This window comes from Enterococcus sp. DIV1298c (assembly GCF_017316315.1).
GTDB classification, from domain to species: domain Bacteria; phylum Bacillota; class Bacilli; order Lactobacillales; family Enterococcaceae; genus Enterococcus_B; species Enterococcus_B mangumiae.
On the sequence record NZ_JAFLWG010000010.1, the window covers coordinates 1 to 24,782 of the forward strand.

The 24,782-nt window shown below is 38.0% G+C and carries 18 protein-coding genes and 1 riboswitch; of the genes, 13 read left to right on the forward strand and 5 right to left on the reverse strand.

The window, feature by feature from the left end; genetic code table 11:
* Window positions 1-152 precede the first annotated feature (152 nt).
* The 3 genes from JZO83_RS02045 to JZO83_RS02055 all read left to right on the forward strand — a co-directional run bounded on the left by JZO83_RS02045 (window position 153) and on the right by JZO83_RS02055 (window position 3,817).
* Window positions 153-965, forward strand: coding sequence for a MurR/RpiR family transcriptional regulator (locus JZO83_RS02045; protein WP_242542351.1), 813 nt, complete (start codon window positions 153-155; stop codon window positions 963-965).
* Window positions 966-1,074: 109 nt separating this feature from the next.
* Window positions 1,075-2,340, forward strand: coding sequence for a PTS transporter subunit EIIC (locus JZO83_RS02050; protein WP_206854450.1), 1,266 nt, complete (start codon window positions 1,075-1,077; stop codon window positions 2,338-2,340).
* Window positions 2,341-2,377: 37 nt separating this feature from the next.
* Window positions 2,378-3,817 (forward strand): glycoside hydrolase family 1 protein, encoded by a 1,440-nt coding sequence (locus tag JZO83_RS02055; RefSeq protein WP_207114872.1) that lies wholly within the window; start codon window positions 2,378-2,380, stop codon window positions 3,815-3,817.
* 258 nt (window positions 3,818-4,075) lie between these two features.
* Here the strand turns inward: JZO83_RS02055 and brnQ are convergent, their stop codons facing one another.
* The 4 genes from brnQ to JZO83_RS02075 form a co-directional block, all read right to left on the reverse strand.
* Window positions 4,076-5,440, reverse strand: coding sequence for a branched-chain amino acid transport system II carrier protein (gene brnQ / locus JZO83_RS02060; RefSeq protein ID WP_207114873.1), 1,365 nt, complete (start codon window positions 5,438-5,440; stop codon window positions 4,076-4,078).
* A 371-nt stretch (window positions 5,441-5,811) separates the two neighbouring features.
* A complete protein-coding gene (locus JZO83_RS02065; protein WP_206854444.1) occupies window positions 5,812-6,552 on the reverse strand; it encodes an amino acid ABC transporter ATP-binding protein in 741 nt (246 codons plus the stop codon).
* 12 nt (window positions 6,553-6,564) lie between these two features.
* A complete protein-coding gene (locus JZO83_RS02070) occupies window positions 6,565-8,160 on the reverse strand; it encodes an ABC transporter permease subunit (protein WP_206854442.1) in 1,596 nt (531 codons plus the stop codon).
* A gap of 212 nt (window positions 8,161-8,372) precedes the next feature.
* Window positions 8,373-8,547, reverse strand: a riboswitch (Lysine riboswitch).
* Window positions 8,548-8,818: 271 nt separating this feature from the next.
* Window positions 8,819-9,115, reverse strand: coding sequence for a hypothetical protein (locus tag JZO83_RS02075; protein ID WP_206854438.1), 297 nt, complete (start codon window positions 9,113-9,115; stop codon window positions 8,819-8,821).
* Window positions 9,116-9,291: 176 nt separating this feature from the next.
* Here JZO83_RS02075 and JZO83_RS02080 point away from each other — a divergent pair, with 176 nt between their 5' ends.
* The 6 genes from JZO83_RS02080 to JZO83_RS02105 all read left to right on the forward strand — a co-directional run bounded on the left by JZO83_RS02080 (window position 9,292) and on the right by JZO83_RS02105 (window position 18,426).
* Window positions 9,292-10,008, forward strand: a complete 717-nt coding sequence (locus JZO83_RS02080; protein ID WP_207114874.1) for an NAD-dependent protein deacylase — start codon at window positions 9,292-9,294, stop codon at window positions 10,006-10,008.
* Window positions 10,005-10,841, forward strand: coding sequence for a chorismate mutase (locus tag JZO83_RS02085; protein ID WP_207114875.1), 837 nt, complete (start codon window positions 10,005-10,007; stop codon window positions 10,839-10,841). Before JZO83_RS02080 ends, JZO83_RS02085 begins: the two co-directional genes overlap by 4 nt.
* Before the next feature lie 4 nt (window positions 10,842-10,845).
* Complete coding sequence (locus JZO83_RS02090) at window positions 10,846-11,373, forward strand: transcription repressor NadR (RefSeq protein WP_206854431.1); 528 nt, start codon at window positions 10,846-10,848, stop codon at window positions 11,371-11,373.
* 151 nt (window positions 11,374-11,524) lie between these two features.
* Window positions 11,525-12,964 carry a hypothetical protein gene (locus JZO83_RS02095; RefSeq protein ID WP_207114876.1) on the forward strand — a complete coding sequence of 480 codons (1,440 nt, stop codon included), beginning with the start codon at window positions 11,525-11,527 and terminating at the stop codon, window positions 12,962-12,964.
* Between the two features lie 78 nt (window positions 12,965-13,042).
* A complete protein-coding gene (locus JZO83_RS02100; protein ID WP_207114877.1) occupies window positions 13,043-16,504 on the forward strand; it encodes a hypothetical protein in 3,462 nt (1,153 codons plus the stop codon).
* Window positions 16,505-16,584: 80 nt separating this feature from the next.
* The gene (locus JZO83_RS02105; protein ID WP_207114878.1) at window positions 16,585-18,426 is read left to right on the forward strand and encodes a hypothetical protein; all 1,842 of its coding nucleotides are present in this window, start codon (window positions 16,585-16,587) and stop codon (window positions 18,424-18,426) included.
* A 323-nt stretch (window positions 18,427-18,749) separates the two neighbouring features.
* On the opposite strand, the gene def is transcribed toward JZO83_RS02105, so the two are convergent.
* Entirely contained in the window at window positions 18,750-19,313 is a 564-nt protein-coding gene (gene def / locus JZO83_RS02110; RefSeq protein WP_207114879.1) for a peptide deformylase, read from the reverse strand.
* A 242-nt stretch (window positions 19,314-19,555) separates the two neighbouring features.
* Here def and rpsO point away from each other — a divergent pair, with 242 nt between their 5' ends.
* The 4 genes from rpsO to JZO83_RS02130 all read left to right on the forward strand — a co-directional run bounded on the left by rpsO (window position 19,556) and on the right by JZO83_RS02130 (window position 24,642).
* On the forward strand, window positions 19,556-19,825 hold the full coding sequence (rpsO, locus tag JZO83_RS02115; RefSeq protein ID WP_010734375.1) for a 30S ribosomal protein S15: 270 nt from the start codon (window positions 19,556-19,558) through the stop codon (window positions 19,823-19,825).
* A gap of 178 nt (window positions 19,826-20,003) precedes the next feature.
* Entirely contained in the window at window positions 20,004-22,115 is a 2,112-nt protein-coding gene (gene pnp / locus JZO83_RS02120) for a polyribonucleotide nucleotidyltransferase (protein ID WP_207114880.1), read from the forward strand.
* Window positions 22,116-22,288: 173 nt separating this feature from the next.
* On the forward strand, window positions 22,289-22,546 hold the full coding sequence (locus JZO83_RS02125; protein ID WP_206854416.1) for a GlsB/YeaQ/YmgE family stress response membrane protein: 258 nt from the start codon (window positions 22,289-22,291) through the stop codon (window positions 22,544-22,546).
* 98 nt (window positions 22,547-22,644) lie between these two features.
* Window positions 22,645-24,642, forward strand: a complete 1,998-nt coding sequence (locus JZO83_RS02130; protein ID WP_347401500.1) for a KUP/HAK/KT family potassium transporter — start codon at window positions 22,645-22,647, stop codon at window positions 24,640-24,642.
* The last annotated feature ends 140 nt before the right edge of the window (window positions 24,643-24,782 follow it).

The window sequence follows — 24,782 nt, forward strand, 5'->3', positions numbered from 1 at the left end:
AAAAGTGGACTGACGAATCAGAATTGATTCATCAGTCCACTTTATTATAGAGCCGTTATACTTAGATTGATTTTTTTATATATTATATGAAAGAGCAATAATCGCTTGAAAGTTTGGAGTAAATGAATGAAAACGTTTTTTTGTTAGGGTGGATGAAAGTGAAAACAATAAGTCAGGTATATATTCGATTAAACGAACATCTCTTTAAATGTAAAAAGTATGATTTGAATTTCTTGATCACTAAGGTACTCATCGAGCGAATTGATGAATTTCCTAATATATATATTGAAGAAATTGCTTATGCGGCGCAGACAACACCAGCTAGTATCACTAAGTTTTGTAAGAAACTCGGATACACTAGCTTTAAGGAAATGCGTTGTGATTTAGATAATTACTTTATCCAAGAGTATGATTTATCCAGTAAGATACACGAAGGGATTTTATGTGGAATCGATACTAAAAGTGAACTTTCGGAAATGGTGGATCGTTTTTTGCAACATGAGTATACTGTCCAAAAAAATATCTTCGAACAATTTGATAGTGAGCAATGTATGCGAATTGCGGAAGAGATCAAACTAAAAAAAAGAGTCGCCATTTTAGGAAACAGTTATTCTTTTACAGTAGTTAATTTATTGAGGGAATTACTTAGTCAAATGGGTTATCTTGTTTTTGAAGTGAATCGAAACGCAGAGGATCAGTTGATCAAACAAGTACTACTAGAAACGGATGTATGTTTCATTATCAACCTTACGAGGGAATGGGTAGAGAAAAAAAGCTACTTGCTCCAAGATACTACTTGCAAAAAAATATTACTGACCTTCAGTGAAAGAGCTGATCAAAATAATTTATTTGAGGAGGTCGTTCTTTTTAAAGAGATTTCCCCTATGTTGGCTTCTAACTATTATTCGCAAAAAGTGCTGCATCTATGGATGATTTTTTTGATCATGAGCCTGAAAAAGGAGTAATAATAAAAGTCATTTTCCATTTTTGGAAAATGGCTTTTATTGTTTAATAGATAGAAACCGTTTACATTTAAATCAAGATATATCTTAGAAAATTTTGGAGGAACGAGTTATGGATAAGTTGATGGGATTTATTGAAACAAAAGTTATGCCCCCTATGATGAAACTTTCAAATCAACGTCATTTAAGTGCAGTACGCGATGGCCTTATCGCAACGATCCCAATTACTGTGATCGGATCGATTTTTTTATTGATTCCTTCTATCCCATGGCCGCAAGCTTATGTTGATTTTATGGGGAATCAACCTGATTTAGTTGCTAAATTGTATCTGCCATTTCATATGAGTATGGGATTACTATCGATTTATGCAACTTTCGGTATTGGGGCTCGCTTAGCACAAAGTTACCAGATGGACAGCTTGGCTGGTGGGATTTCTGCATTGTTCACTTTTTTTACAACGTTGAGTTTTACTTTTTTAGAAGAAGGAAGCTTTATTTCTACGCGATATCTTGGCGGAGAAGGCATGTTTTCTAGTATCTTGACAGCAATCTTAGCAGTTGAATGTATGAAGATCTGTAAAAAACATAATATTGGTTTCAAACTACCTGAACAAGTACCTACGAATGTCAGCAGTAGTTTCGAAGTGATTATTCCTGTATTTTTTTCTATGACGATCGTCTGGATCATTGTTCATTTACTTGGTTTTGATATCAACACTTTAGTTGCTGATGCGATTACACCGTTGTTAAGTGTTTCATCAAATTCTTTAGCTGCTCCATTGATTTATGTCACTTTAACATGTGTGATGTGGCTGTTTGGGATTCATCCGCAAATTTTAGCGACGATCATGTTGCCGATTTGGTTAGTCAATTCCGAAGCAAATATGGCGGCGGCTCAAGCAAGCGAAGCAATTCCGCATATTGGTGTGCAACCATTTATTTTTACATTTATCTGGATCGGCGGGGGCGGAGGAACGCTGGCGCTTTGTCTATTGATGTGTCTTTCTAAGTCTAAATTTTTAAAGAAATTAGGGCGGTTAAGTTTTATTCCAGGGTTCTTCAATATCAATGAACCACTATTATTTGGCTTACCGATCGTGCTTAATCCTGCTTTAGCGATTCCTTTTGCGTTAGCACCGATTATCACTACCTTTGTGACATACTTTGCTTTTATTTTTAATATAGTCCCAGGTATGGCCTATCCATTAGCTGCTGTGTGGACAGTTCCCAGCATATTTTCAGCAGTTATTGCAACAGCAAGTATTCGCGGAGCCATGTTAGTTTTGGTCAATTTTATCATTTATCTAGGGATCTACTATCCGTTCTTTAAAGCATATGAACGAAAGCTATTGATTGAAGAAGGGCAAGAAGAAGTATAAAAAAATCATAAAATAGATAAAAGTGAGAGGAAACGATATGAAAAAAAATACTAAGAGATTTCCTGATAATTTTTTTTGGGGCGGTGCTGTGGCAGCCAATCAACTTGAAGGTGCTTATTTAGAAGGCAACAAAGGTTGGAGTGTCGCAGATATCAATCGCTTTAGAGATGATATTGATATTAAAAAGAAAAGCAACAAAGAAATAACGACTGAAGATATTACATTTGCATTGAATGATACAGAAGGTCGCTATCCTAAACGTACAGGAATTGACTTTTATCATACATTTCGTGAAGATCTAGCATTGTTAGCAGAAACAGGAATGAACTCATTTCGAACGTCCATCAGTTGGGCTCGGATTTTCCCTAAAGGGGACGAAGAGGAACCGAATGAGGAAGGATTGCGTTTTTACGATGAGTTGATTGATTGTATTATTGAGAATGGAATGGAACCTTTGATTACGCTCTCTCATTATGAAATGCCGCTTCATTTAACTACAGAGTATAATGGCTGGTCTAACAGAAAATTGATCGATTTCTTTGTTCGATTCGCACGAGTGGTATTTGAGAGATATCAAGGGAAAGTCACTTATTGGATATTAGTCAATCAAATGAATCTTATTACACATGAATCATTCAATCACTTAGGAATTCCAGCAGATCGTGTAGAAAACTTGAAACAAGCAAAATATCAAGGAGTCCATAACGAGTTGGTGGCGTGTGCCCGAGCAATCAAAGAGGGAAAAGCGATCAATCCAGCGTTCCAAATCGGCATGATGTCTTATTATGGAAATGTATATCCAGCGACATGTCATCCATTAGATGTTTTAAGTGCATTGAAGATGAATCAAATGGAATATTTTTACTCAGATGTGCTTGTTCGTGGTGTGTACCCTAAATATGCTTACCGTTTCTTCGAAGAAAATGAGATCGATATCCAATTTGGAGCGACGGATGAGGCTGATTTTAGTCATACTGTTGATTTTGTTTCCTTCTCCTATTACTACACACGTGTGATTCATCATGAGCATACGGATCAGGAAGAACCTGCTACACCAAATCCATATTTGGAGGCAAACGACTGGGGTTGGGCGATTGATCCGATTGGGTTACGAATTGCCTTGAATGAGTACTATGATCGCTACCAATTACCGCTTATGATTACAGAAAATGGCATGGGCTTCTATGAGACATTAAATGAAGACAATACGATCAATGATACCTATCGTATCGAATTTTTGAGAAAGCATATCGAACAGATGAAAGAAGCAATATATGACGGAGTAGAGCTTATTGGTTACTATCCATGGGGACCCATTGACTTGATCAGTTGTTCTTCGTCTGAAATGAGTAAGAGATATGGGTTTATCTATGTTGATCTTGACGACTGGGGGAATGGAACAGGTCAGCGATATAAAAAGGCAAGCTTTGATTGGTATAAACGAGTAACAACATCAAATGGAGAACTACTAGAATAAAAAGACTGCTCGAATTGTGGGGAGTGAAAAAGAATCGATCAGCAAGAAACATGCGTTGATTGGTTCTTTTTTGTCTGAATAAAAAAAGGACCTGCTAGCCGGGGAGCTAGCAGGAAAGGAGTTAAAAATGAAAAAGTGTTGTTAGGGTTGTTTGTTGGTATACTTATATATTAAAGGTGAGTTGTGAATATTTTGTGACGAAAGTTTACCAAAGTTGTTAATTTTTTTATACAAAAAGTTAAACTTCACTTTTTTATGTTAGTTTACGATCAAGTCAGAATTCTTTTCATTTTTGAAAAAACTCCAAAGTAACCCGATGACAAACCCGATCAATGCTGGTGTGATCCAGCCCATTCCTAATGAGAAGAATGGCAGGTAGGAATCAGCAAATGATAAGATACCTTTCACGATACTTGTTTGTTTGATTGAATCAGGGCAAGCGTTCAAGCCGTCTACGATGGAAGCAAGCAATGTGAAATAAGTCGTCATCCGATAAACAGAAGTGCGTTGCTTAAACAATGGACCGATCAATACAAGTAAAATCAAGGTCATTGCCAATGGATAAATAAACATCAAGACAGGTAAAGAGAACTGGATGATATTCGTCAACCCTACATTGGCAACTAAACATGCCAGTAAACTTGTTCCTGTAACAAAAAACAAATAGCTACGTTTAGGGAACAATTCAGTAAATGTTTCAGAGAATGCAGTGATCAAGCCAATGCCTGTTTTCAAACAAGCAAGGATCACAATAAACGCTAATAAAATACTACCGTAAGTGCCTAAATAGTGATCAGCGATCTGAGCAAGTGCAATACCGCCATTGGCACTCATCGGAAATGTTCCGAGGCTCATCGTTCCGACATAAGAAAGCAATGTATAAATGATTCCCATCAAAACAATACTGATTGCGCCTGATTTGATCGTATCTCTTGCGATATCAGAAGGCTTTGTGACACCCATGCCACGAATCGTCGTGACGATGATGATACCAAATGCCAATGCAGCTAATGCATCTAACGTATTATAGCCTTGCGTAAAACCTGTAAAGAATGCTTGGCTTTGATAATGAGGTTGTACAGGTGCTTCTGCAACTGAGCCAAGTGGATTGAGAAAAGCAAGTAATAGCAGGATACCTAGCAAGATCAAGAATGCAGGATTCAAAAACTTACCAACGTAATCTAAAATCTTTGTTGGACGTTTAGAGAACCACCAAGCAGCCAAAAAGAATAAGAAACTAAAAATAGCTAAAAACAATGTTTGATTTTCTGCTGGAATAAAAGGGGCTAAGCCAATTTCAAAAGAAGTAGTCGCTAAACGTGGCAAGGCGAAAAATGGCCCAATAACTAAATAAAGTAAGACAGTAAAAATAAGTGCATAGGTTTTATTGACACGTTGCGCCAATTCATAGACACCAGAGGTCTTTGAAACGCCGATCGCAATGACGCCTAAAAATGGTAAGCCGATCCCTGTAGCTAAAAAACCGAGATTTGCCCAGAAGATATCAGCGCCAGCTTCTTGTCCCATATGGACAGGGAATATAAGATTACCGGCACCAAAAAATAGTCCAAATAGCATGGAACCGATGAATAGATTTTCTTTGAATGATAATTTTTTTGACATAGAAAACTCCTTTACTTTTTGTATTTTGTTAAAAGTAACAAATTATGTGATGAATTGCAACAATTTTCTGAAAATTATCGAATTCTCTAGAATATTACTAGACACTAACGAAACGACTCCTAACCTTGTGAGAGAAAGAGATGGCGCGTTTTCGTCCGCTCAAAATAAAAGTTGTTGCCAACGCATCGATACTTTGAGATCAATGTTTTTCTCACACCCACATGTTACGCGAGTTGGTGACGGAGTTCAACCCATGGATTGAGAGTAAACAAAAACAACGCGTATAAAGAAAAAACGCAACTTTTTGAGTAGGTAGACCTTGCTCAAGAAAGTTGCGGCTAGTTGAATACTAAGGGTGATTTGAAGCTTGATTAGTTATTCAAAATACGTGACAAGAATTCTTTCGTACGTGTTTCTTTTGGATGAACGAAGATATCTTCAGGACTTCCTTCTTCTGCAATAACACCTTTATCCATGAAAATCACTCGGTCAGAAACCTCTTTTGCAAATTCCATTTCATGGGTCACGATGATCATTGTCAATCCTGTATGAGCTAGATCCTTGATCGTATTCAATACTTCACCGACCATTTCAGGGTCAAGTGCAGAGGTAGGCTCATCGAAGAGCATCACGTCAGGGTCCATAGATAATGCACGAGCGATCGCCACCCGTTGTTTTTGACCTCCGGATAGTTGAGAAGGTCGAGCCTCGATATATTGTTTCATACCGACTTTTTCTAAGTTTTCGATGGCCACTTTACGCGCATGTTCTTTTTCTCTTTTTAAGACAGTTGTTTGTCCAGACATACAATTTTCCAGGACATTCATATTGTTGAAAAGATTGAAGGATTGGAAAACCATACCGACGTTCGTTCGATATTTTGGTAAATTGTATTTAGGTTCTAAGACGTTTTCGTTGTTATAGATGATCGCGCCACCAGATGGTTTTTCTAGTAAATTGATGCAACGTAAGAACGTTGATTTACCTGAACCAGAGGAACCAATGATCGTTACGACTTCCCCTTTGTTGACGGTCATGCTAATATCTTTCAGCACTTCATTTTCGCCGAATTTTTTACTTAAATGATTGATTTCAATGATATTCTCACTCATAGGACTGCCTCCTTATTCCTGTAGGTTCGCATTGTTGACTTCTTCAATTTTCGTATACGCAGTAGGTCCATCGATTTTCTTCTCGATCACACGTAGGATTCTTGTGATCGTGAAAGTCATGATCAAGTAGATGATCCCGACGATCGTAAATGTTTGGAAGAATTGGAAGTTGGCACCAGATGCAGAGTTTCCTTGGAAGAATAGATCTGCTACACCGATAACACTTAATACTGCGGTGTCCTTGATATTGATAACAAACTCATTACCAGTAGCCGGTAAAATATTTCTCAACACTTGCGGAATCACTACTTTACGCATCGTTTGACTATGGGTCATACCGATAGCTTGAGCTGCTTCAAATTGACCGCCATCTACTGCAAAAATTCCACCACGTACGATTTCAGTCATGTACGCACCTGTATTGATCGAAACGATGAACAAAGCAGCAATCGTACGATCAAGAGAAATACCAAAGGCTAAAGCCAATCCATAGAAGATGACCATCGCTTGAACCATCATTGGTGTGCCACGAAAGACTTCGATATAAACAGATAATAAGAAGTTAGCTACTTTTTGGAAGAAGCGTGTCACTTTATTGTCAGCTTCAGGAATCGAACGAAAGACACCAATCAATAAACCTAATGTTGTTCCTACAACTGTACCGATCAACGCGATAAAGAGCGTTAAGCCAGCTCCACGTAAGAACATATTGCCATATTGGTCCCAAATCGTTTTAAAGTCATGGAACAAGCCGGTTTCTTCTGCATCGCCATCCGTTGAAGCAGGTTGGTCTTCGATTGCTTGGTCCATGATGGCGATGCGATCATCATGCGAGATACCACTTAAGATTTGATTGACTTTTTGGAGATCAGGATCACCTTTACGCATGCCTACAGCTATTTGAACGTCTTCAGGATTTGTTTGGAAGCCATTTGCTTCGTCAAGTTCGAGCATTTTTAAATCGGGGTTGACGCTTGTTGCAGTCACGCCTTCAGGACGTTCACTAACATAACCGTCGATCATTCCAGAAGCAAGTGCTGTCCGCATTGCTGAAAAGTTATCCATTGCTTGTTGTTTATCCACTCCTGGGATTTGGTCGATCACGTTGTAGTGGAAAGTGTTCAATTGTGCGGTGATTTTTGCTCCAGAAAGATCTTCTAAGCTGGTTGCATTCGCAAATTTCCCGTCTTTTTGGACGACGATCACAAGTTCTGATTCATAATAAGGGTCAGTAAAGTCGATTTCTTTTTGGCGTTCTGCCGTTGGACTCATTCCGGCAATGATTGCGTCGATCTTTCCAGATTGAAGGGCAGGTGGTAAACCGTCCCATTTCGTTTGGACAATGACTAGTTCTTTGCCTAACCCTTCGGCTACTTTTTTGGCGATCTGTACATCGTATCCGCCGGCAAAACTGTTTTGTCCTTGAATTGGATAGGCATCATTTGCATCTGTTTGTTGTGACCAGTTAAAAGGTGCATAACCGGCTTCCATTCCAACACGGAATTGATCGCTCGGTGTTTTATCATCTGCATTGACCATAGTGGTCAAGCTAAAGATCGATAGAATAAACGTAAAGATTAGAGTGAGTGTAACTGAATTTTTTTTCATCTGTCTTCTCCTTTTTGTTTGTTCACGCACGTCGTCCTTCAGACATATGCTGATAAGACCAACGTTCGCTCAGCTTCTTTGGCTGATAACCAAAGTGCCTTGACACGAGTGGTCGAATACATGCATTGCAGTTGCTTATCAAGGAGAAATAAAAAACGACCGCTTTGTAGGTACAAAAGGGCCGCTAAATTTCACAGAGTGATAAACCTCTCACAAAACATAGCGCAACTTAGCATCACTGCTAAGACAGTCCGTAAGCTGTTAACTTACGTCCCAACATACTTTTTAAGCAAAAAAAAGCACATTTCGGCGATCCTCCCTAGCCCTGCTTCCACATGTTTGCTTCACTCCACAGGTTTAATGATTCTCGCGACCTCTACCTCATTGATTGAGGCATCTCGTATTCAGTTATTTATACAAAAAATAGTCTACGACAGAGTAGCGTCTTTGTCAATGAGAAACTACGTTTTTACAGAAAAAAGTTGATAAACAAAGAAATATTCTGTTTATTTAATTTTTTTCATGAAAAGAGAAAACTAGAATGTTTCGGAAAAAAGAATAATTATGCATTTTATGCAATTCTTGAAAGAGAGTAAAATAACGAAAAACAGACTGGCTCAACGCTCAGTCTGTTTACTGTTTTATTTGAAAGGAGCATTTAAGCAGCAGCTTTTTTAGGTTCACGACCTAGAATCGCTTGCAAAATAACGGTTACTCCATAAATAGCTAAAACAAGATAGATCAAGCTAGAGTATTGTGTGATCCCCCAGCCCCATGTACGATATACCACTAACGTAATTGCTAGAACAATTGCTGCTAATACATTGAAAAAGGCAAATGCCCATAGATTTCCATTTTCTTTACGAGCGAAATAGAAGATAGAGAAATAAATACTTAATGCTAACCAAGCGATACATGCTAAAATAACGCCCCAATAAATCAAGAATGCGACCATATTGATTCACCTCGTTTCATACTCAAAATATACAGATCATTGGTATTGTAGCACGTTTTCATTGTTTTGTCAGTGATGTTTGTGAGTATTTTCTCAAAAAATATCTTTGGATTTTCATTCGATTAAGGGTACGATTTGTTTTATTTCGATTATAATAGAAGAGAGGTGAGGTACAAATGTTGGAACAAACAATTGAAGAAGCAGCAACAGCCATTATTGAAAGTCAAAAGCTGACTTTTCTAACTGGGGCAGGTGTGTCCACACCTTCAGGCATCCCCGATTACCGTTCGCTAACAGGTGTCTACCAAGGAATTGATCGTCCAGAATACTTATTGAGTCATCAAGCAATGGACGAAGAACCAGAGAAATTTTATTCGTTTCTCAAACATCTTTATCATCCCGAAGCTCAACCCAATATCATCCATCGAGAAATCGTCGAGTTGGGTAAAGAAAAAGAAGTATGGGTCGTTTCGCAAAATATCGATGGCCTGCATGAGAAAGCAGGAAGTAAAAAACTAGTTAATTTTCATGGGAATCTGTATCATTGTTATTGTCGAAACTGCCATCAAGCGGTTGATTGGCGTGATTATCTCATCAGTGACAAACACCAACGATGTGGTGGACAGATTCGACCAGATATTGTGTTATATGGGGAAGGGTTCCAAGATGAAGTATTGGATCAAGCCACTTTTGCCGTTAATCAAGCGGACTTGATCGTGATCATAGGAACAAGTTTTCAAGTCCATCCTTTTTGTGATTTGATCCAGTTTCGTGCGCCTCATGCGAAGCTGTTAGTAATCAATCAAACCCCTGTATATCTATCAGAGATGTATGGATTTGTCCAAACAGATGGAACGAAGGTATTCAAAAAAGTACAGGAGAGTGTAAGATGACAGCTAAAACAGAAAAAGAAAAAATGATTGCAGGCGAACTTTATTTTGCAGGTGATCCGGAATTGGCAGCAGATCGAAAGTTTGCTCGTAGTCAAAGTCAGATCATCAACCAAGCGGAAACAAGTGAACTTCGCAGCCAATTGCTGAAAGAAACATTTGGCGCTACCGGCGAGAAAATTTATATGGAGCCGACGATCAATTTTGATTATGGCTATAATATTTACGTAGGTGAGAATTTTTATGCGAACTTCAACTGTACATTTTTGGATGTCAGTACGATCAAAATTGGTGACAACTGCATGTTTGCCCCAAACGTTCAACTTTATACTGCCACGCATCCGTTGCATCCAGTGAAACGAAATAGCGGGTTAGAATTTGCGAAACCAATCGAGATCGGCAACAATGTTTGGTTAGGTGGCGGCGTGATCATCACACCGGGAGTGACTTTAGGAGACAATGTTGTTGTTGGCGCAGGAGCAGTCGTTACCAAATCGTTTCCAGATAATGTGGTCATTGCTGGAAATCCGGCACGGATCATCAAACGAATCGATGAGCCAATGCCTGAGGAGTCATTAGAGGAGTTAAGACAATCGATTGATCAAATCGACCACCAACTTGTAGAACTACTTGAAAAGAGAATGTCTGCGGTCACAAAGATCGCCGATGTGAAACAAGCGACGAATCAAGCAGTTTACGATGAAAAAAGAGAACAACAAGTACTGGATAAAGTTGCCAGTTGGTTAAAAACACCAGAATACAGTGAGACGATCTTAGCTACTTATGCAGATATCATGAAGCACTCACGAAACTATCAAAATAAACGAATGGAGTAGAGCGATGATTGAAGGAGAAACTCGCCGAAAAGAAATCATTGAAACACTAGCCAATGCAGATAAGCCTGTCAGTGCCAGTAAGTTTGCCACACGCTTTGGTGTCAGTCGACAAATCATCGTAGGCGATATTGCGTTATTACGAGCGGCAGGAGAAGGAATCGTGGCAACGGCCAGAGGGTATCTTCTGGAAGATGAACAAGATCAAGCAGGACTTATCAGTAAAATTGCGGTACAACACCAACGGGAACAAACAGAAGAAGAGCTGCAATTGATCGTGGCCCACGGTGGAGAAATCTTAGATGTCATCGTTGAGCATCCGCTATATGGCGAACTGACAGGAATGCTTCATATCAAGACGGAAGAAGATATTCGTTCATTTATGAAACGTTATCGGAAAAGTCAGGCTTCGTTATTGTCTGAATTAACAGATGGAATCCATTTGCATACAATACGTTATTCAAATGAGCAAGTATTGCAACAAATCAAACAAGGATTAGCAGAAGCGGGCATCTTGTTCGAAGAGAATCAATAATTTATTTTATGAGATTGAGATTGAAGTGTTTTTACTTCTGCCTCAATCTCATTTTTTCTTTATTTATAAAATAATTGATTGATGCGATGGCAAAATGTTAACTATACTGAACAGAAAAGCTACAAATACTTTTATTGAAAGAAGGGAAAAAATGCTTCAAGGAACAAGTCAAAAAATAATTCTTTGCTTTGGAGTAGATGAAAGTAATTTAGAACAACAGCTGGATGATAGAGAACTAAGGAAAAAAACAAATCCGTATGATCCATTAGTCTATACGGAAGAGCTGGTCGACCATCTGATCCAACAACCTTTTGAGAATTTCACTCTTCAATCTAAAGAGTTGATTGACCAAATAAAAGAAGTAAGCAACTATCCACTATGGGAAGATATCCAAGCCATCATGATTGATGATCCAAGGTTTCAGTTACACAGGATCTACTCGGAACAGTATCTTGAGGAGTATCAACAATACAAGGAAACGGAACAATTTGCCAATCATCCACTGAAGAATACATTGATGTATAGTTTACGAATGCAATTATTAAAAAACACAGAATTATTAATGATTGAAGTTGCGAAAAAGCGAAGTGATCTTGTCATCTGGATGCCTCTAGATTCTTATTGTGGAAATTTTTCAGCGACGATCGAAGGGAAGCAAAACGGGTATACAGATTTTACGTTACGCAGTTTATATCATGAAAAAGATAAGCTCAAAGCTTCAATTGTCTTTTGGGAGAATGGACAAATCGTCCCAGCTCCTTGGGAAAGGGGAAGAAATGCTAGATTATGGAGACGTTGTGTAGAGAATGATTGGAGAAAATCATCGAATATTTCCACTTCTGAAAGGAATCTTCTAATCTACGGCTTACGAGTAGCACGTATCCACTTTAACTATGAAGATCAGGTTTTACTGAAGCACTTCAACTATAAGGAGATAAATGATTTTAATATCGATAAGTATAATGATATTTTAATGGAGAGTATTTTTGAACAGTTAAAACATTGTCCTACAGAAAAAAGTAGAGAAGAATTTTTTAGTAATTGGATTTATTACATACCTGAAAAAGACCGCTATTTACCATTGTGGGAAACCTATTATCGCGTTACAAAGACGATTGAAAAATTCCAATTAAAAAATATTTTTAAAAAAGTCATTTCAGAAGACTATACTCAATTTGATTGTCCAGAGATCAGGCAACACTTCATAAAAAAAGGTTGCAAAATAGGGCTAGAACTTACTTTGTTGACTGGAAATATAACGATTATCTTTCTGCGAGATGAACTTTGTGACTTAAGAGTAGTCAAAAAAGTCTCCAGTATTACTGGAAGTGAACTCCGATACATGTATCGAAACTGGGAGCGATTCAAGCAGCAAGTCGTCTTTATCGAAAACAAAAAATTTGTCCCTCCTCCATGGGAAGATGATCCTAAATTATGGGCGACATATAAGCCTAAGTCGAGAAGTGCAACTCAAAAAGAAGCGTGTACGCCTAAGGATAAAAAAGATTTTAAGCAAATAAAAGGATATGCCCAGACAACTATTCGCTCGCAAAGTAAACAAAGAATCAGTGTAAAGGAGCATTGTCGCTGACTTAAAATCAAATCATACATATGCGTAGATACAATTGAAACAAACAGATGAAAAATAACGACTAATTGGAGGTCTCCTATGTTAAATCAAACACAGAATGAATCGGCGAATGATTTAAAAAAAAGAATAGAAATGCTAGCTTTGACATTATCTCTAAAAAACGATGATCAAGACTTTGGTCGTAATGGAGGATATCCGTTACTCTTTTCAACGTATATCCAAATGTTGAAGAATGATCAAGATGAATTTTTTACTGAAAAAGAAAACAAAGAAAAAATTATCCGATCATTGGAACGAAGCAAATCATTTTATCAACACGAAAAGCCAGAGCAGCTGCAAGAAGTATTTGAAAAGCTGGGTAATAATGATCCAACTGATTTTATACTTATTCCAGCTAAATGTTACTTGGGAAATGAGGATGAAGCGGCCTATCATGCGATCGGCTTAGTCGTTTATAAAAAAAATAATGAGTTTATCGTGATGGGTGTGGACAAAGCCAATTTTTTTAATGATCATGACGTATATTATTTTAAGGTGCCTGCAACACAAATCAACGAACTAAGCCAGCTTTTTTTTATAGAGCGTAGCCAAGAATATCGACAAGCAGTTTCTGTATTGGAAGATCTTATGACTCTTTCAAATAGCGATATAACATCAATTCCAGGTATATCAATGAAAACACAATTGGTGGGTAATTGTACAGTAACAGAAATTGAAGCGACTTTACGGACAGTTCTGTTCAATTGTAGAAATGATATTTTTTCTCTTGGTGATAATCAAATAGTAAAACCGAAATGGCATCCGAAACGTCCAAAAACCACTTTAGAGATGCGTGAAAGATTTGCAACTGCTGTAAAGGGACCCAATCCGGAATGGAATCAACAGGTGGATCATGTTTTTGGCTATTATTTATGTCGAAAAACGCAAAATGGTGAATATCCTTTACCAGGTATCGATAGAAAGAAAACTTGGTGGTACCAAAGAATCCAATTTCTCTTTAAATATGATCCTTATATTGTAGAAATACAAAAAGGTAACATAAAACTTCCGCGTATGGATGAAGAGGAACTAAAACAAAATCTTAAAAAGAAAATTGATCCTTTAGGTAGTTTGCATGGCTATAAGCTAAAAGAGCTCGAACTTGATTTATTGAGAGAAACAGTGGTTTCTAATCAGAGAACCATCGACATTCTCAATTCACGACTACCGTTCATTAAAATACCAGTAGCAAAGGAAATCGAGCAACGTAGAATTTCTGCTTGGGAAGTTAAAAATCAAGAAATCAGAGAGGAAATACAACGAAGAAAAGAGGTGGGGAAAGAAGATTCAGCGTCATTGATTACTATTCAGTCTTTAGCTAAAAAGGAGAAGCTTCCCCCAATTTTTCCTGAGAACTCAAGTTTGCAAAAAGTGGTTATTTTTGGGGAAGCTCAAGAAAAAGTACGATTAGTAGAAAAGCTGGATAGTCTAACGAATCGTGAAGCTTATTTTCCCTACGATCCTAAGATTTATACAGATGAATTATATAGTCTCTTAAAAAGTGTCTTTTTTAGGGAAAGTTTCATACAGTCACCTACAGTTATTTCTGAACTAAAAAATAAAATAAGGTTGCACAGTTTTTGGAGACCGTTCAGCCAGATACTAAGTTCAGAGGTAGGATTACGTTTGAAAGATCTATACTCATCAAAATGGGGTGAAGAATGGCAAAGTTATGAGCGGACAAAAAGTTTTGGAAATCAAATGCTAGTGGAATATATAGATAACGGTATCCAACTATCATTGAGCAATCGTGCAGAATCCATTTTCATTGCAATCTCAAAAATATATGAGGATTTTGAAATTTGGGTGCCATTGGATTCCCGTATTAAACAAATCGATCAGACAATCAATGGGGAACGAAATGATGTATTCGATATCAGCTTACGGGAGTTATATCATCAACGAAACCGAATCAAAGCGGAGCTTGTTTTTTTTGAAAATGGCCAAAGAGTTGCTCCACCTTGGGAACAAGAGCCAGAACGATGGAAGTCATGCCAGAAAGATCACATCGACAAACTCAATAACATCAATCGTATTGAAAAAACAATACTTGTTTATGGGACGCCAGAAGCACGAGAGATACTTGGCAACAATCAATTGCTCATAAAAAATGTTCAAGACAGAACAAAAGTTGAATTGAATATAGATAGATATAGCGAATTAGTTGTAGATACAATTTTTGAAAGAGTTAAAGGGTCAAGGGATAAGGAAGAATTTAAGTATTTTTTGGAGAACTGGTCAAGATTTGTCGCAAATAAAAACGATTTTCCATTATTGGAAAAATACGATCAAGCGTCACAAGCACAGAAAAAACTTCAGTTGAAAACAATTTTCGATCCCAATAATCTTGAGGAATATCAAAGGTATACAAAAGCCGAGATACGAGAGAAATTTGCAACTAAAGGGCGGAAAATAGGACTCGAAATGGCGGCTGCCACGTCAGATATGCTCATTTATTTCCCATTAGACTCTGTAAATATGTTTGACGTTGTACATAAAAAAGAAAATAGCACAGGCAGTGACCTTCGCTATCTTTATCGAAATTGGGATCGCTTTAAAGAAAAAGTGTTATTCACTAGAGACAATCGAGTAGTAAAGATTCCGTGGGAAGCGCAGCTAGGATTTTGGAAGAAATATGAAGAAAACTCAAGAATCAAGAAGTCCTTGATGAATGTAGAGGAGCCGGTAAATTCGATAGCAATTCAATCTGTCAAGAAAGTGCCAAGTGACGACCTTGAGGAACCGAAGCGCGTAGTTACGAAACAAGATACGCTAGAGTCCCAAAGAATAAATGAAGTTTCACATGTGAAGAGTCAAACTGTTATAAGGAAGCAGAAGATAGCTGTAGAAGTACTGAAAAATCAACGTGAAGTGTCGAAAACAGTTCATCGAGCATTCACTGTCATAGATAAGGGCGAGCCGCAAAAAGCGAGGGTATTAGTAAAAGATGACCAGGTAGTAGTAACCTCAGTGAATTCGAATGAAAAATCAAATGACATCAATAGTACAAAAAATCCTTTAGCTGAGGAGAAAATCATCAAAAATAAGAAAGAGCACCTCCAACCATTCACGGAGAGACTTAAGTCATTTGAGAATTTAAGCGTTTCATTTGAAATAAATACACCTCAAACACTAGGGGGGAAGAAAATAAATCATCCCCCAAAAACAATCAGTGTACTACTTGAACATGCTACAAATCAATCAATTGAACGAAGACAAACGTATCAACTCAGGAGTACAGAACTAAATGATCACATAGTGAAAACCAGTGATGAAGTTAAAAAGAAGACCAGTTGTTTTAGTGATATTCTATCACGTATCAAGCGTCCGTTTAAAAAAAGAACAGATATGGCTACAAAAAATATAATCAGTGAAAAAACACATGAAAGAAAATTTAGAATGGCCACATTATTAAATTGTTTTCGACCAACTAAACATGGAAAGAAACCTGAATTTCAACAAGCAACAAAATATCCGCACAAGACAATGGTGGAACGTTGATTAACCGAAACTTTATCCTCGTTTAAGATGAAAAAAGCGAGGATAAAGTAATGCGATCAAACAAAAATTTGGAGGACGAGATGTCAGATAAAACGATGAATGAAAACAGCAATGATTTTAAAGAAAGAGTAGAGATGCTTGCAGAAGCTTTGTCATTGAAAGGAAGCGAAACTGATTTTAATATAGGGGATAATCGTTTGTTGTTCTCAACTTATATAAAAATGATCGAAAGTGATCAAGACGAATTTTTTATAGAAAAAGATCACAAACATAAAATCATCAATTCCTTAAAAAATACACTTTCCGTTTATGATTCTCAAGAAAGTGAAAGTATAAAAAATATGTTTGAAAAGCTGAAGAATAATGATCCGACAGATTTTGTGCTCGTTCCAGTATTTTTCTTTCCTGGGGACTATCGGAAAGAGCTCGCTCATGTTTGCGGGTTTACAGTATATAAAAAAGATGAACAGTTTATCGTTCTAAAGGTGGATAAGCAGCGCTTATTTGATGGATACACTGCTTCATATTTTGAAATTCCTGCAAACAATAGTAAGGAGTTAGGCGAATTATTCTTTCAGGAACGTGATAGCTGGCAGAAGGCGCCATATTACATATTCAATGAACTTGCGAAACTTTCAACTAGCAATAAAACGATCCCCATACCAGCTATAGAAATGAAAGAGCAAACGACGACTAATTGTGGAGTCAATGAAATCGAAGCTTCGTTAAAAACAATACTATTTAATTGCCGAACGGATATTTTTTCTTTAGATAAAGATACCCCAGTAACACCTACTTGGAAACCAAAGTATCGGGAAGCGATGACAGAAATGCGTCGCCGATTTCTCGATGCTTTGAAAGGAAAGAATATCGAACAAAATAAAAACTTGGATCATATTTTTCATTTTTATCTATACCGTAAAGGGAAACTGGTTGAAAAGCCTGGATTTGATGCTGCTTTGAGCAGTTCTAATTGGTATTGGAGAATACGCAATCTCTATTCTGAGGATCCATATATTCCGATAATGCTTGATAATAATGGAGGTATCCCGTCTACATATGATAAATTTTTGCTAGAGAAAAATAGTAAGATTATAGAACCACCAGGTGCATGGGGAGGACAAGGAATCCAAACGTTTGATCTATTTGATTTGGAAGGTTCCAAAGCATATTTGACTCGTAAAATACAAATATATAAAGAGCGACTACCTCACATAAACATTCCAATAGCAAAAGAAATGATAGAGCATGTTGCCACTAAACTTGAAGAAAAAAAACAAGAAATAGAAGTAGAACTACATAAACGTTCAGAAATCGAATTAATGAAGAAAAATGAGAAAGAAAAACAGACAGTAGGCACTGTTGAAAAAGCGAAAAAAGTGGATACAGAAAAAAATTCCGATACAGTAACAAAGGAGACAAAGAATGAAAGGACTGAAGAAAAAAGGTCTAGTCTCAAATCTGTAAGGGAACATGCAGTTATACATGCTCAAAGACTCACAACAATCAATAGGGAAAAAATGAAACAAACTAAACAGCCATCTGATCAAATGAAAAATAGGGTAACGGAAACCCAACAGAATATGTTGTGGGAGGATGCTAAAAATCGTACAACAATCAAGCCGAATAAAATGAAACAATCTGAACAAGTGAAAGTTAACGTAACGGAAAAGACAGAAAGTGTGTCGTGGGAAGAGTCTAAGAAGAAAAATATAGCTAGTTGTTTTGCTTTTTTACGTTCATTGAACCCCTTTGCTAAAAAAGCCGAATATTCATACTTGAAATTGGGGATTCCAGAGCAAGAAAGTGCCAAAAAAGTAAAATTTTCAACATTGTTCCAACGTTTTCAGACAAATAAAAAGAAACCAGATCCGACAAGTCATCGCATCTCTAGACAGCAGCCGATGAATATTTCTAGATAGTAACATCTCCACTAGTTTTGATTTGAGTCAAAGAGGGGATAAAAAGAGAAAGCTTACAAAAAATAGCAACAAGACATGCGAAGTATAAAATCAGGAATGATCCCAACAGAAGAAATAAACTAAGAGACGTCGATCGACGAGGGAAAGGTAGAACTATCATTGGACCAGTCGGTAAACAAACAGTTACCGTTAGTTTGAATATTCCAATGTATCAATCAAAAAATAAGTAGAAACGAGTTGCCAAAATAGGTGATGACAGAAAAATAAACAGAGAAAAGCAGGTAGAACTGCCAATCTCTGTTTATTTTTGATAGTATCCTTTACTACTCGATCACCAATACGCCTTCTTTTAAAGAGAATGGATTTTGAGCGTTGATATGGTCGTAGAACATCACACCATTGATATGGTCGATTTCATGTTGAACCACGATTGATTCATAATTCTTTAAACGAATTTTTTGTTTTTCCCCATTCTTGTCATAATACGAAAGCGTGATTTTTGCGTGGCGTACCACATAACCAGGTACTTCACGATCGACTGACAAGCAGCCTTCCCCTTCGCCTAAGCAAGCATTCTGGACAGAATGACTCAAAATTTTTGGATTATACATGACTGTACTCAAAGTTGGTTCAGTGATTTCTGGATCTGGATTTGGTACGTGGACGGCAATGATCCGTTTTGAAATATCAAGCTGAGGCGCAGCTAGGCCAACCCCGCCACGTAAATTCAATTCTTCTGCTTTGATTGGATCTTGACTATTTTTAAGAAACTCCAACATTTCTTCTCCTAATAAGAGATCTTCCTCGCTAAGTGGAAGAGCGGCTTCTTGTGCGACTTCACGTAATGTTGGATTGCCTTCTCGAATGATATCATCCATTGTGATCATGGAATATGTACCCCTTTCTTGTTAAACACTCTCTTTTCGGTTAATAGTTTACCATAAATTAAAAAAAGTAGTAGTCTGATTGTTCGCTTAGATAGATTTTCTTAAGGATTCTGCACTTGATTTATTAGGAAGTTTCAGGTAAAGTATAGCTGTATGTTTAAAGCATATGTCCTGTTACTTGGTTAAGCGAATCACCAACGTTTTACTCAGTCACAGGGGAATAATTAAACGAGGTGAAAGAAATGGCAATTTCAAAAGAACGCAAAAACGAAATCATCAAAGATTACGCACGTCATGAAGGAGATACTGGTTCTCCAGAAGTACAAATCGCTGTATTAACTGAAGAAATCAACCACTTGAACGAACATGCACGTGTTCACAAAAAAGATCATCATTCATACCGTGGTTTGATGAAAAAAGTTGGTCATCGTCGTAACTTGTTAGCTTACTTACGTAAAACTGACGTTCAACGTTACCGTGAATTGATCCAACGTCTAGGCTTACGCCGTTAATTTTTAACAGAAAGTGGGGTTCACGTGAATCTCACTTTTTTTACTTTAAACTATCAAACATTTCTGTGAATCAGCTCGATGGACTCCTACTAACCAAATGAAAGGTGCAAAAGCTCACTTTCGCGGTTTTCATTTGTTTAGTAGCGTCTGGCTTTCACGAGAAGGAAAAGGAGTATTTATGTCAGAAAAACAAGTTTTCAAAACGACATGGGGCGGACGTCCCTTAGAGATCGAAGTTGGTCAATTGGCCAAACAAGCAAATGGAGCAGTATTAGTACGTTATGGTGATACCGTTGTATTAAGTGCGGCAGTTGCCTCAAAAGAAGCGAAAGATACAGATTTCTTCCCATTAACAATCAACTACGAAGAAAAAATGTATGCAGCCGGTAAGATCCCAGGTGGATTTATCAAACGTGAAGGTCGTCCAAGTACGGAAGCGACATTGACAGCTCGTTTGATCGACCGTCCGATTCGTCCAATGTTTGCGGAAGGTTTCCGTAATGAAGTACAAGTCACAAATATCGTGATGAGTGTAGAAACAGATTGTTCACCAGCAATGGCAGCGATGTTAGGCTCTTCACTTGCTTTATCCATTTCAGATATCCCATTTGATGGACCGATCGCAGGTGTTGAAGTGGGTCGTGTCAATGGTGAATATGTCTTGAATCCAACAGTTGAACAGGCAGAAGCAACTGATATCGAGTTGAGCGTAGCTGGTACAAAGCAAGCAATCAACATGGTAGAAAGTGGCGCGAAAGAAGTATCTGAAGAAGATATGTTAGGCGCATTACTATTCGGATTCGAAGCAATCAAAGAACTAGTCGCATTCCAAGAAGAAATCGTCCAAGCAATCGGTAAAGAAAAAATGGAAGTTTCTTTATTACAAGTTGATGCAGAGTTGAAAAAAGAAATTTTTGATGCTTCTTACAGCACAATGAAAGAAGCAGTCATGACGGAAGAAAAATTAGCTCGTGAAGACAATATCGATCAAGTGAAACATGATATTCGTGAAGCTTATGCAGAGAAATTTGCTGGTCATGAAGACGAAGCGCAATTAACAAAAGAAGTCAAACAAATTACAGAAGATCTTGAAAAAGATGTTGTTCGTGAATTGATCACGATCGATAAAATCCGTCCTGATGGTCGTAAATTAGACGAAATCCGTCCGTTAGCTTCAGAAGTTGGCTTATTGCCACGTGTTCACGGTTCAGGATTATTTACTCGCGGACAAACACAAGCACTTTCAGCTTGTACATTAGCGCCTTTAGGAGAACATCAAATCATTGATGGACTAGGTGTGGAAGTCAGCAAACGATTCATCCACCACTATAACTTCCCTCAATTTTCTGTTGGTTCAACTGGTCGCGCTGGATCTCCAGGACGTCGTGAAATCGGTCATGGTGCATTAGGCGAGCGTGCCTTAGCACAAGTGATCCCTTCAGATGAGGAGTTTCCTTACACGATCCGTCTAGTGGCAGAAGTACTTGAATCAAATGGTTCATCTTCTCAAGCAAGTATCTGTGCAGGTACATTAGCCTTGATGGATGCAGGTGTACCGATCAAAGCACCTGTTGCTGGGATTGCTATGGGATTGGTTTCTGATGGTGAAAACTATACGATCTTAACAGATATCCAAGGACTAGAAGACCATTTAGGCGACATGGACTTCAAAGTTGCCGGAACGAAAGATGGAATCACAGCATTACAAATGGATATCAAGATCCAAGGAATCACGGAACAAATCTTGACAGAAGCATTAGCGCAAGCAAAACAAGCGCGTATGGAAATCTTAGAAGAATTGACTTCAACGATTGCTGCACCACGTGAAGAGCTTAGCCAATATGCACCGAAAATCGAAATGATCCAAATCGATCCTGCAAAAATCAAAGATGTCATTGGTAAAGGTGGCGACACGATCAATGGAATCATTGATGAAACTGGCGTGAAGATCGATATCGATCAAGACGGTAAAGTAAGTATTGCTTCTTCTGACAAAGAAATGATCCAAAAAGCAATCAAGATCATCGAAGACTTGACGAAAGAAGTCAAAGTTGGCGAAGTTTACTTGGGTAAAGTTGTTCGTATCGAAAAATTCGGTGCGTTTGTCAACTTGATCAAAGGCAAAGACGGTTTAGTCCATATCTCTCAATTAGCTAACGAACGCGTGAACAACGTAGAAGACGTAGTGAAGCTAGGCGATGAAGTACTTGTAAAAGTGACAGAGATCGACAAACAAGGCCGTGTGAACCTTTCAAGAAAAGAAATGTTGAACGAAGAAGAAAAGAAGTAATCCCAACAGGTTAAGATAAAAGTTTTTTAATAAGCGTACTGCTACGAAAATAGTATTTTGTATTTTCAAAAGTAGTGCGCTTATTTTTTATAATTGATACAGGAGTAACAAGGGTCTATTTATATTTTCTTGAAAAACACTGAGTTATTTAAAGTGGAAAAGGAGGAATGAAAATGATCCATTTTTTATTTTCATTGATTGTCGGTGGAGTATTGGGATTCATCGCTGGCGCTGTTCTTAATGAAGATGTGCCAGGTGGTGTTTCTGGGAATGTCATCATTGGTTTCTTAGGGAGTTGGTTAGGAGAATTTGTCCTTGGCGAACTAGGACCAGCTATCAGTGGTTTTTATCTTATTCCTTCATTGATTGGAGCACTCGTTTGTTTAGGTCTCTACTCTTTCATGGCTGATTATTTAAGGCGACATCGTTGACTGGGTTATTTTTATCGAATTTATTGACACCAAGGTTGATTCCTTGGATAATGAGGTGGAATTTAGGATACACACGATGGAAGAAATGAGGGGGAAAAGTGACAACAAAGCACAACACCAAAAAAATCTCGATGGCCGGATTATTAGTCGCCATGGGGGTTGTTTATGGAGATATCGGTACAAGCCCACTTTATGTAATGAAAGCAATCGTCGAGGATAATGGCGGCTTGCGAGGGATCAATCCGGATTTTGTCATCGGAGCAGTCTCATTGATTTTTTGGACATTGACATTATTAACGACAATCAAATATGTCGTAATCGCGTTAAATGCAGATAATCATGGAGAAGGTGGTATCTTCTCTTTATATACCTTGGTCAGAAAAGGTGGGAAATATCTAATCATACCGGCGATGATCGGTGGTGCAGCACTGTTAGCAGATGGAGTATTGACACCAGCTGTAACGGTTACGACTGCGATCGAAGGTTTGCGAGGGATCCCAGTGTTCTTTGATCGATTCGGGAATGACCAGAACATTATTGTCATCATTACTTTAGCGATTATTTTTGTTTTGTTCATGGTCCAACGTTTTGGTACAGAAGTGGTGGGTAAGGCATTTGGACCTATTATGTTTTTATGGTTCACATTTTTAGGCGCGATGGGCTTATTCAATTTCAGCCAAGACTGGACAGTGATCCGTGCCTTGAATCCTTATTATGCGATCCAGTTGCTATTTAGCCCTGACAACAAGCTAGGTTTATTCATCTTAGGGAATATCTTTTTGGCAACTACTGGGGCAGAAGCGCTTTATTCTGACTTAGGACATGTCGGAAAACGAAATATTCATTTGAGTTGGCCGTATATCAAAGTCTGCTTAGTATTGAATTATTTTGGACAAGCAGCATGGCTGATCAATGTATATCAAAATCCTGAAACACAAGCAATCGAGAATTTAAATCCATTTTTCCAAATGATGCCAGCAAGTTTTACAGTGATAGGCGTCGGCTTTGCAACGGTTGCCGCAGTCATTGCTTCGCAAGCTTTGATTACAGGTTCATTTACGTTAGTATCTGAAGCAATCAAACTAAAATTATTACCTCGATTGAAAATCATGTATCCTGGAAGCAGTATTGGACAAATGTATATTCCCGCAGTGAATTTGATTTTATGGATTGCTTGTTCACTCGTTGTCGTCACTTTTAGAACCTCGCATCATATGGAAGCTGCTTATGGACTGTCCATTACCGTGACGATGTTGATGACGACTGCATTGCTTTATTTCTACCTGCTTCAAAGTGGGTATTCAAAATGGTTGGCGCATACGATCACCTTTTTCTTTGGTGTGATCGAAGTTGTCTTCTTTATTTCCAGCGTCGTGAAATTTTTCCACGGTGGTTTTGTGGCTGTTTTGATCGCTTTAGTTATTCTGGCAGTGATGTTTATTTGGGAACAAGGGAATATCATTCGTGAATCGGTCGCAGAAGAAGTGGAATTAAAAGAGTACATTCCACAGCTTAGAGAATTGAAAGACGATAAGACGTTACCAATGTATCAAACAAACGTGGTCTTCTTAGTGCCGGATATGGCAGATGGGAAGGTCGGTCGTCAGTTTGTGTATTCCATTTTAGACAAACGGCCAAAGCGGGCGAAGGCTTATTGGTTTGTACATGTAGAAGTAACTGATGAACCCTATACGAAAGAGTATCAAGTGGATATGATGGGAACTGACTTTGTTGTTCAAGTGAATCTGTTCTTAGGCTTCCGTGTTCAACAAGAAATCAATGTCTACGTTCGCCAAATCATCCACGATTTAATGAAACAAGGACGTTTACCAAAACAACCACAGACGTATTCATTGACTCCAGGAAGAGAAGTTGGCGATTTCCAATTCATCTTGATCGACGAAGTGGTTTCAAATGTAACGACTCTTGGAAAATGGGAACGCCAAATCATGCAAGCCAAACTTGCCATCAAGAAAATCGCTACGACACCAGAAACTTGGTTTGGTTTAGAGTACAGTGAAGTCAAACATGAAACAGTACCATTGCTGATTGGTGGGACTAGAAAAACATGGTTGAAAGAACGAAAAAATAAATAGATAAAGAGTTAGATTGTACTCTACTTATACTAGTACTGAGAAGAGGAGTTGCGACAATAACTCCTCTTTGACAGCGCTGTTTAAAAGAACAGTGGTATAAATCTAAATATCTCTAAAAAGAAGTAGCCAGTCCCTGTTAA

Coding starts and splice junctions, on each gene's coding strand:
- JZO83_RS02045 (WP_242542351.1), top strand. CDS start 153: ATGAAAGTGAAAACAATAAGTCAGGTATATATTCGATTAAACGAACAT.
- JZO83_RS02050 (WP_206854450.1), top strand. CDS start 1,075: ATGGATAAGTTGATGGGATTTATTGAAACAAAAGTTATGCCCCCTATG.
- JZO83_RS02055 (WP_207114872.1), top strand. CDS start 2,378: ATGAAAAAAAATACTAAGAGATTTCCTGATAATTTTTTTTGGGGCGGT.
- brnQ (WP_207114873.1), bottom strand. CDS start 5,440: ATGTCAAAAAAATTATCATTCAAAGAAAATCTATTCATCGGTTCCATG.
- JZO83_RS02065 (WP_206854444.1), bottom strand. CDS start 6,552: ATGAGTGAGAATATCATTGAAATCAATCATTTAAGTAAAAAATTCGGC.
- JZO83_RS02070 (WP_206854442.1), bottom strand. CDS start 8,160: ATGAAAAAAAATTCAGTTACACTCACTCTAATCTTTACGTTTATTCTA.
- JZO83_RS02075 (WP_206854438.1), bottom strand. CDS start 9,115: ATGGTCGCATTCTTGATTTATTGGGGCGTTATTTTAGCATGTATCGCT.
- JZO83_RS02080 (WP_207114874.1), top strand. CDS start 9,292: ATGTTGGAACAAACAATTGAAGAAGCAGCAACAGCCATTATTGAAAGT.
- JZO83_RS02085 (WP_207114875.1), top strand. CDS start 10,005: ATGACAGCTAAAACAGAAAAAGAAAAAATGATTGCAGGCGAACTTTAT.
- JZO83_RS02090 (WP_206854431.1), top strand. CDS start 10,846: ATGATTGAAGGAGAAACTCGCCGAAAAGAAATCATTGAAACACTAGCC.
- JZO83_RS02095 (WP_207114876.1), top strand. CDS start 11,525: ATGCTTCAAGGAACAAGTCAAAAAATAATTCTTTGCTTTGGAGTAGAT.
- JZO83_RS02100 (WP_207114877.1), top strand. CDS start 13,043: ATGTTAAATCAAACACAGAATGAATCGGCGAATGATTTAAAAAAAAGA.
- JZO83_RS02105 (WP_207114878.1), top strand. CDS start 16,585: ATGTCAGATAAAACGATGAATGAAAACAGCAATGATTTTAAAGAAAGA.
- def (WP_207114879.1), bottom strand. CDS start 19,313: ATGATCACAATGGATGATATCATTCGAGAAGGCAATCCAACATTACGT.
- rpsO (WP_010734375.1), top strand. CDS start 19,556: ATGGCAATTTCAAAAGAACGCAAAAACGAAATCATCAAAGATTACGCA.
- pnp (WP_207114880.1), top strand. CDS start 20,004: ATGTCAGAAAAACAAGTTTTCAAAACGACATGGGGCGGACGTCCCTTA.
- JZO83_RS02125 (WP_206854416.1), top strand. CDS start 22,289: ATGATCCATTTTTTATTTTCATTGATTGTCGGTGGAGTATTGGGATTC.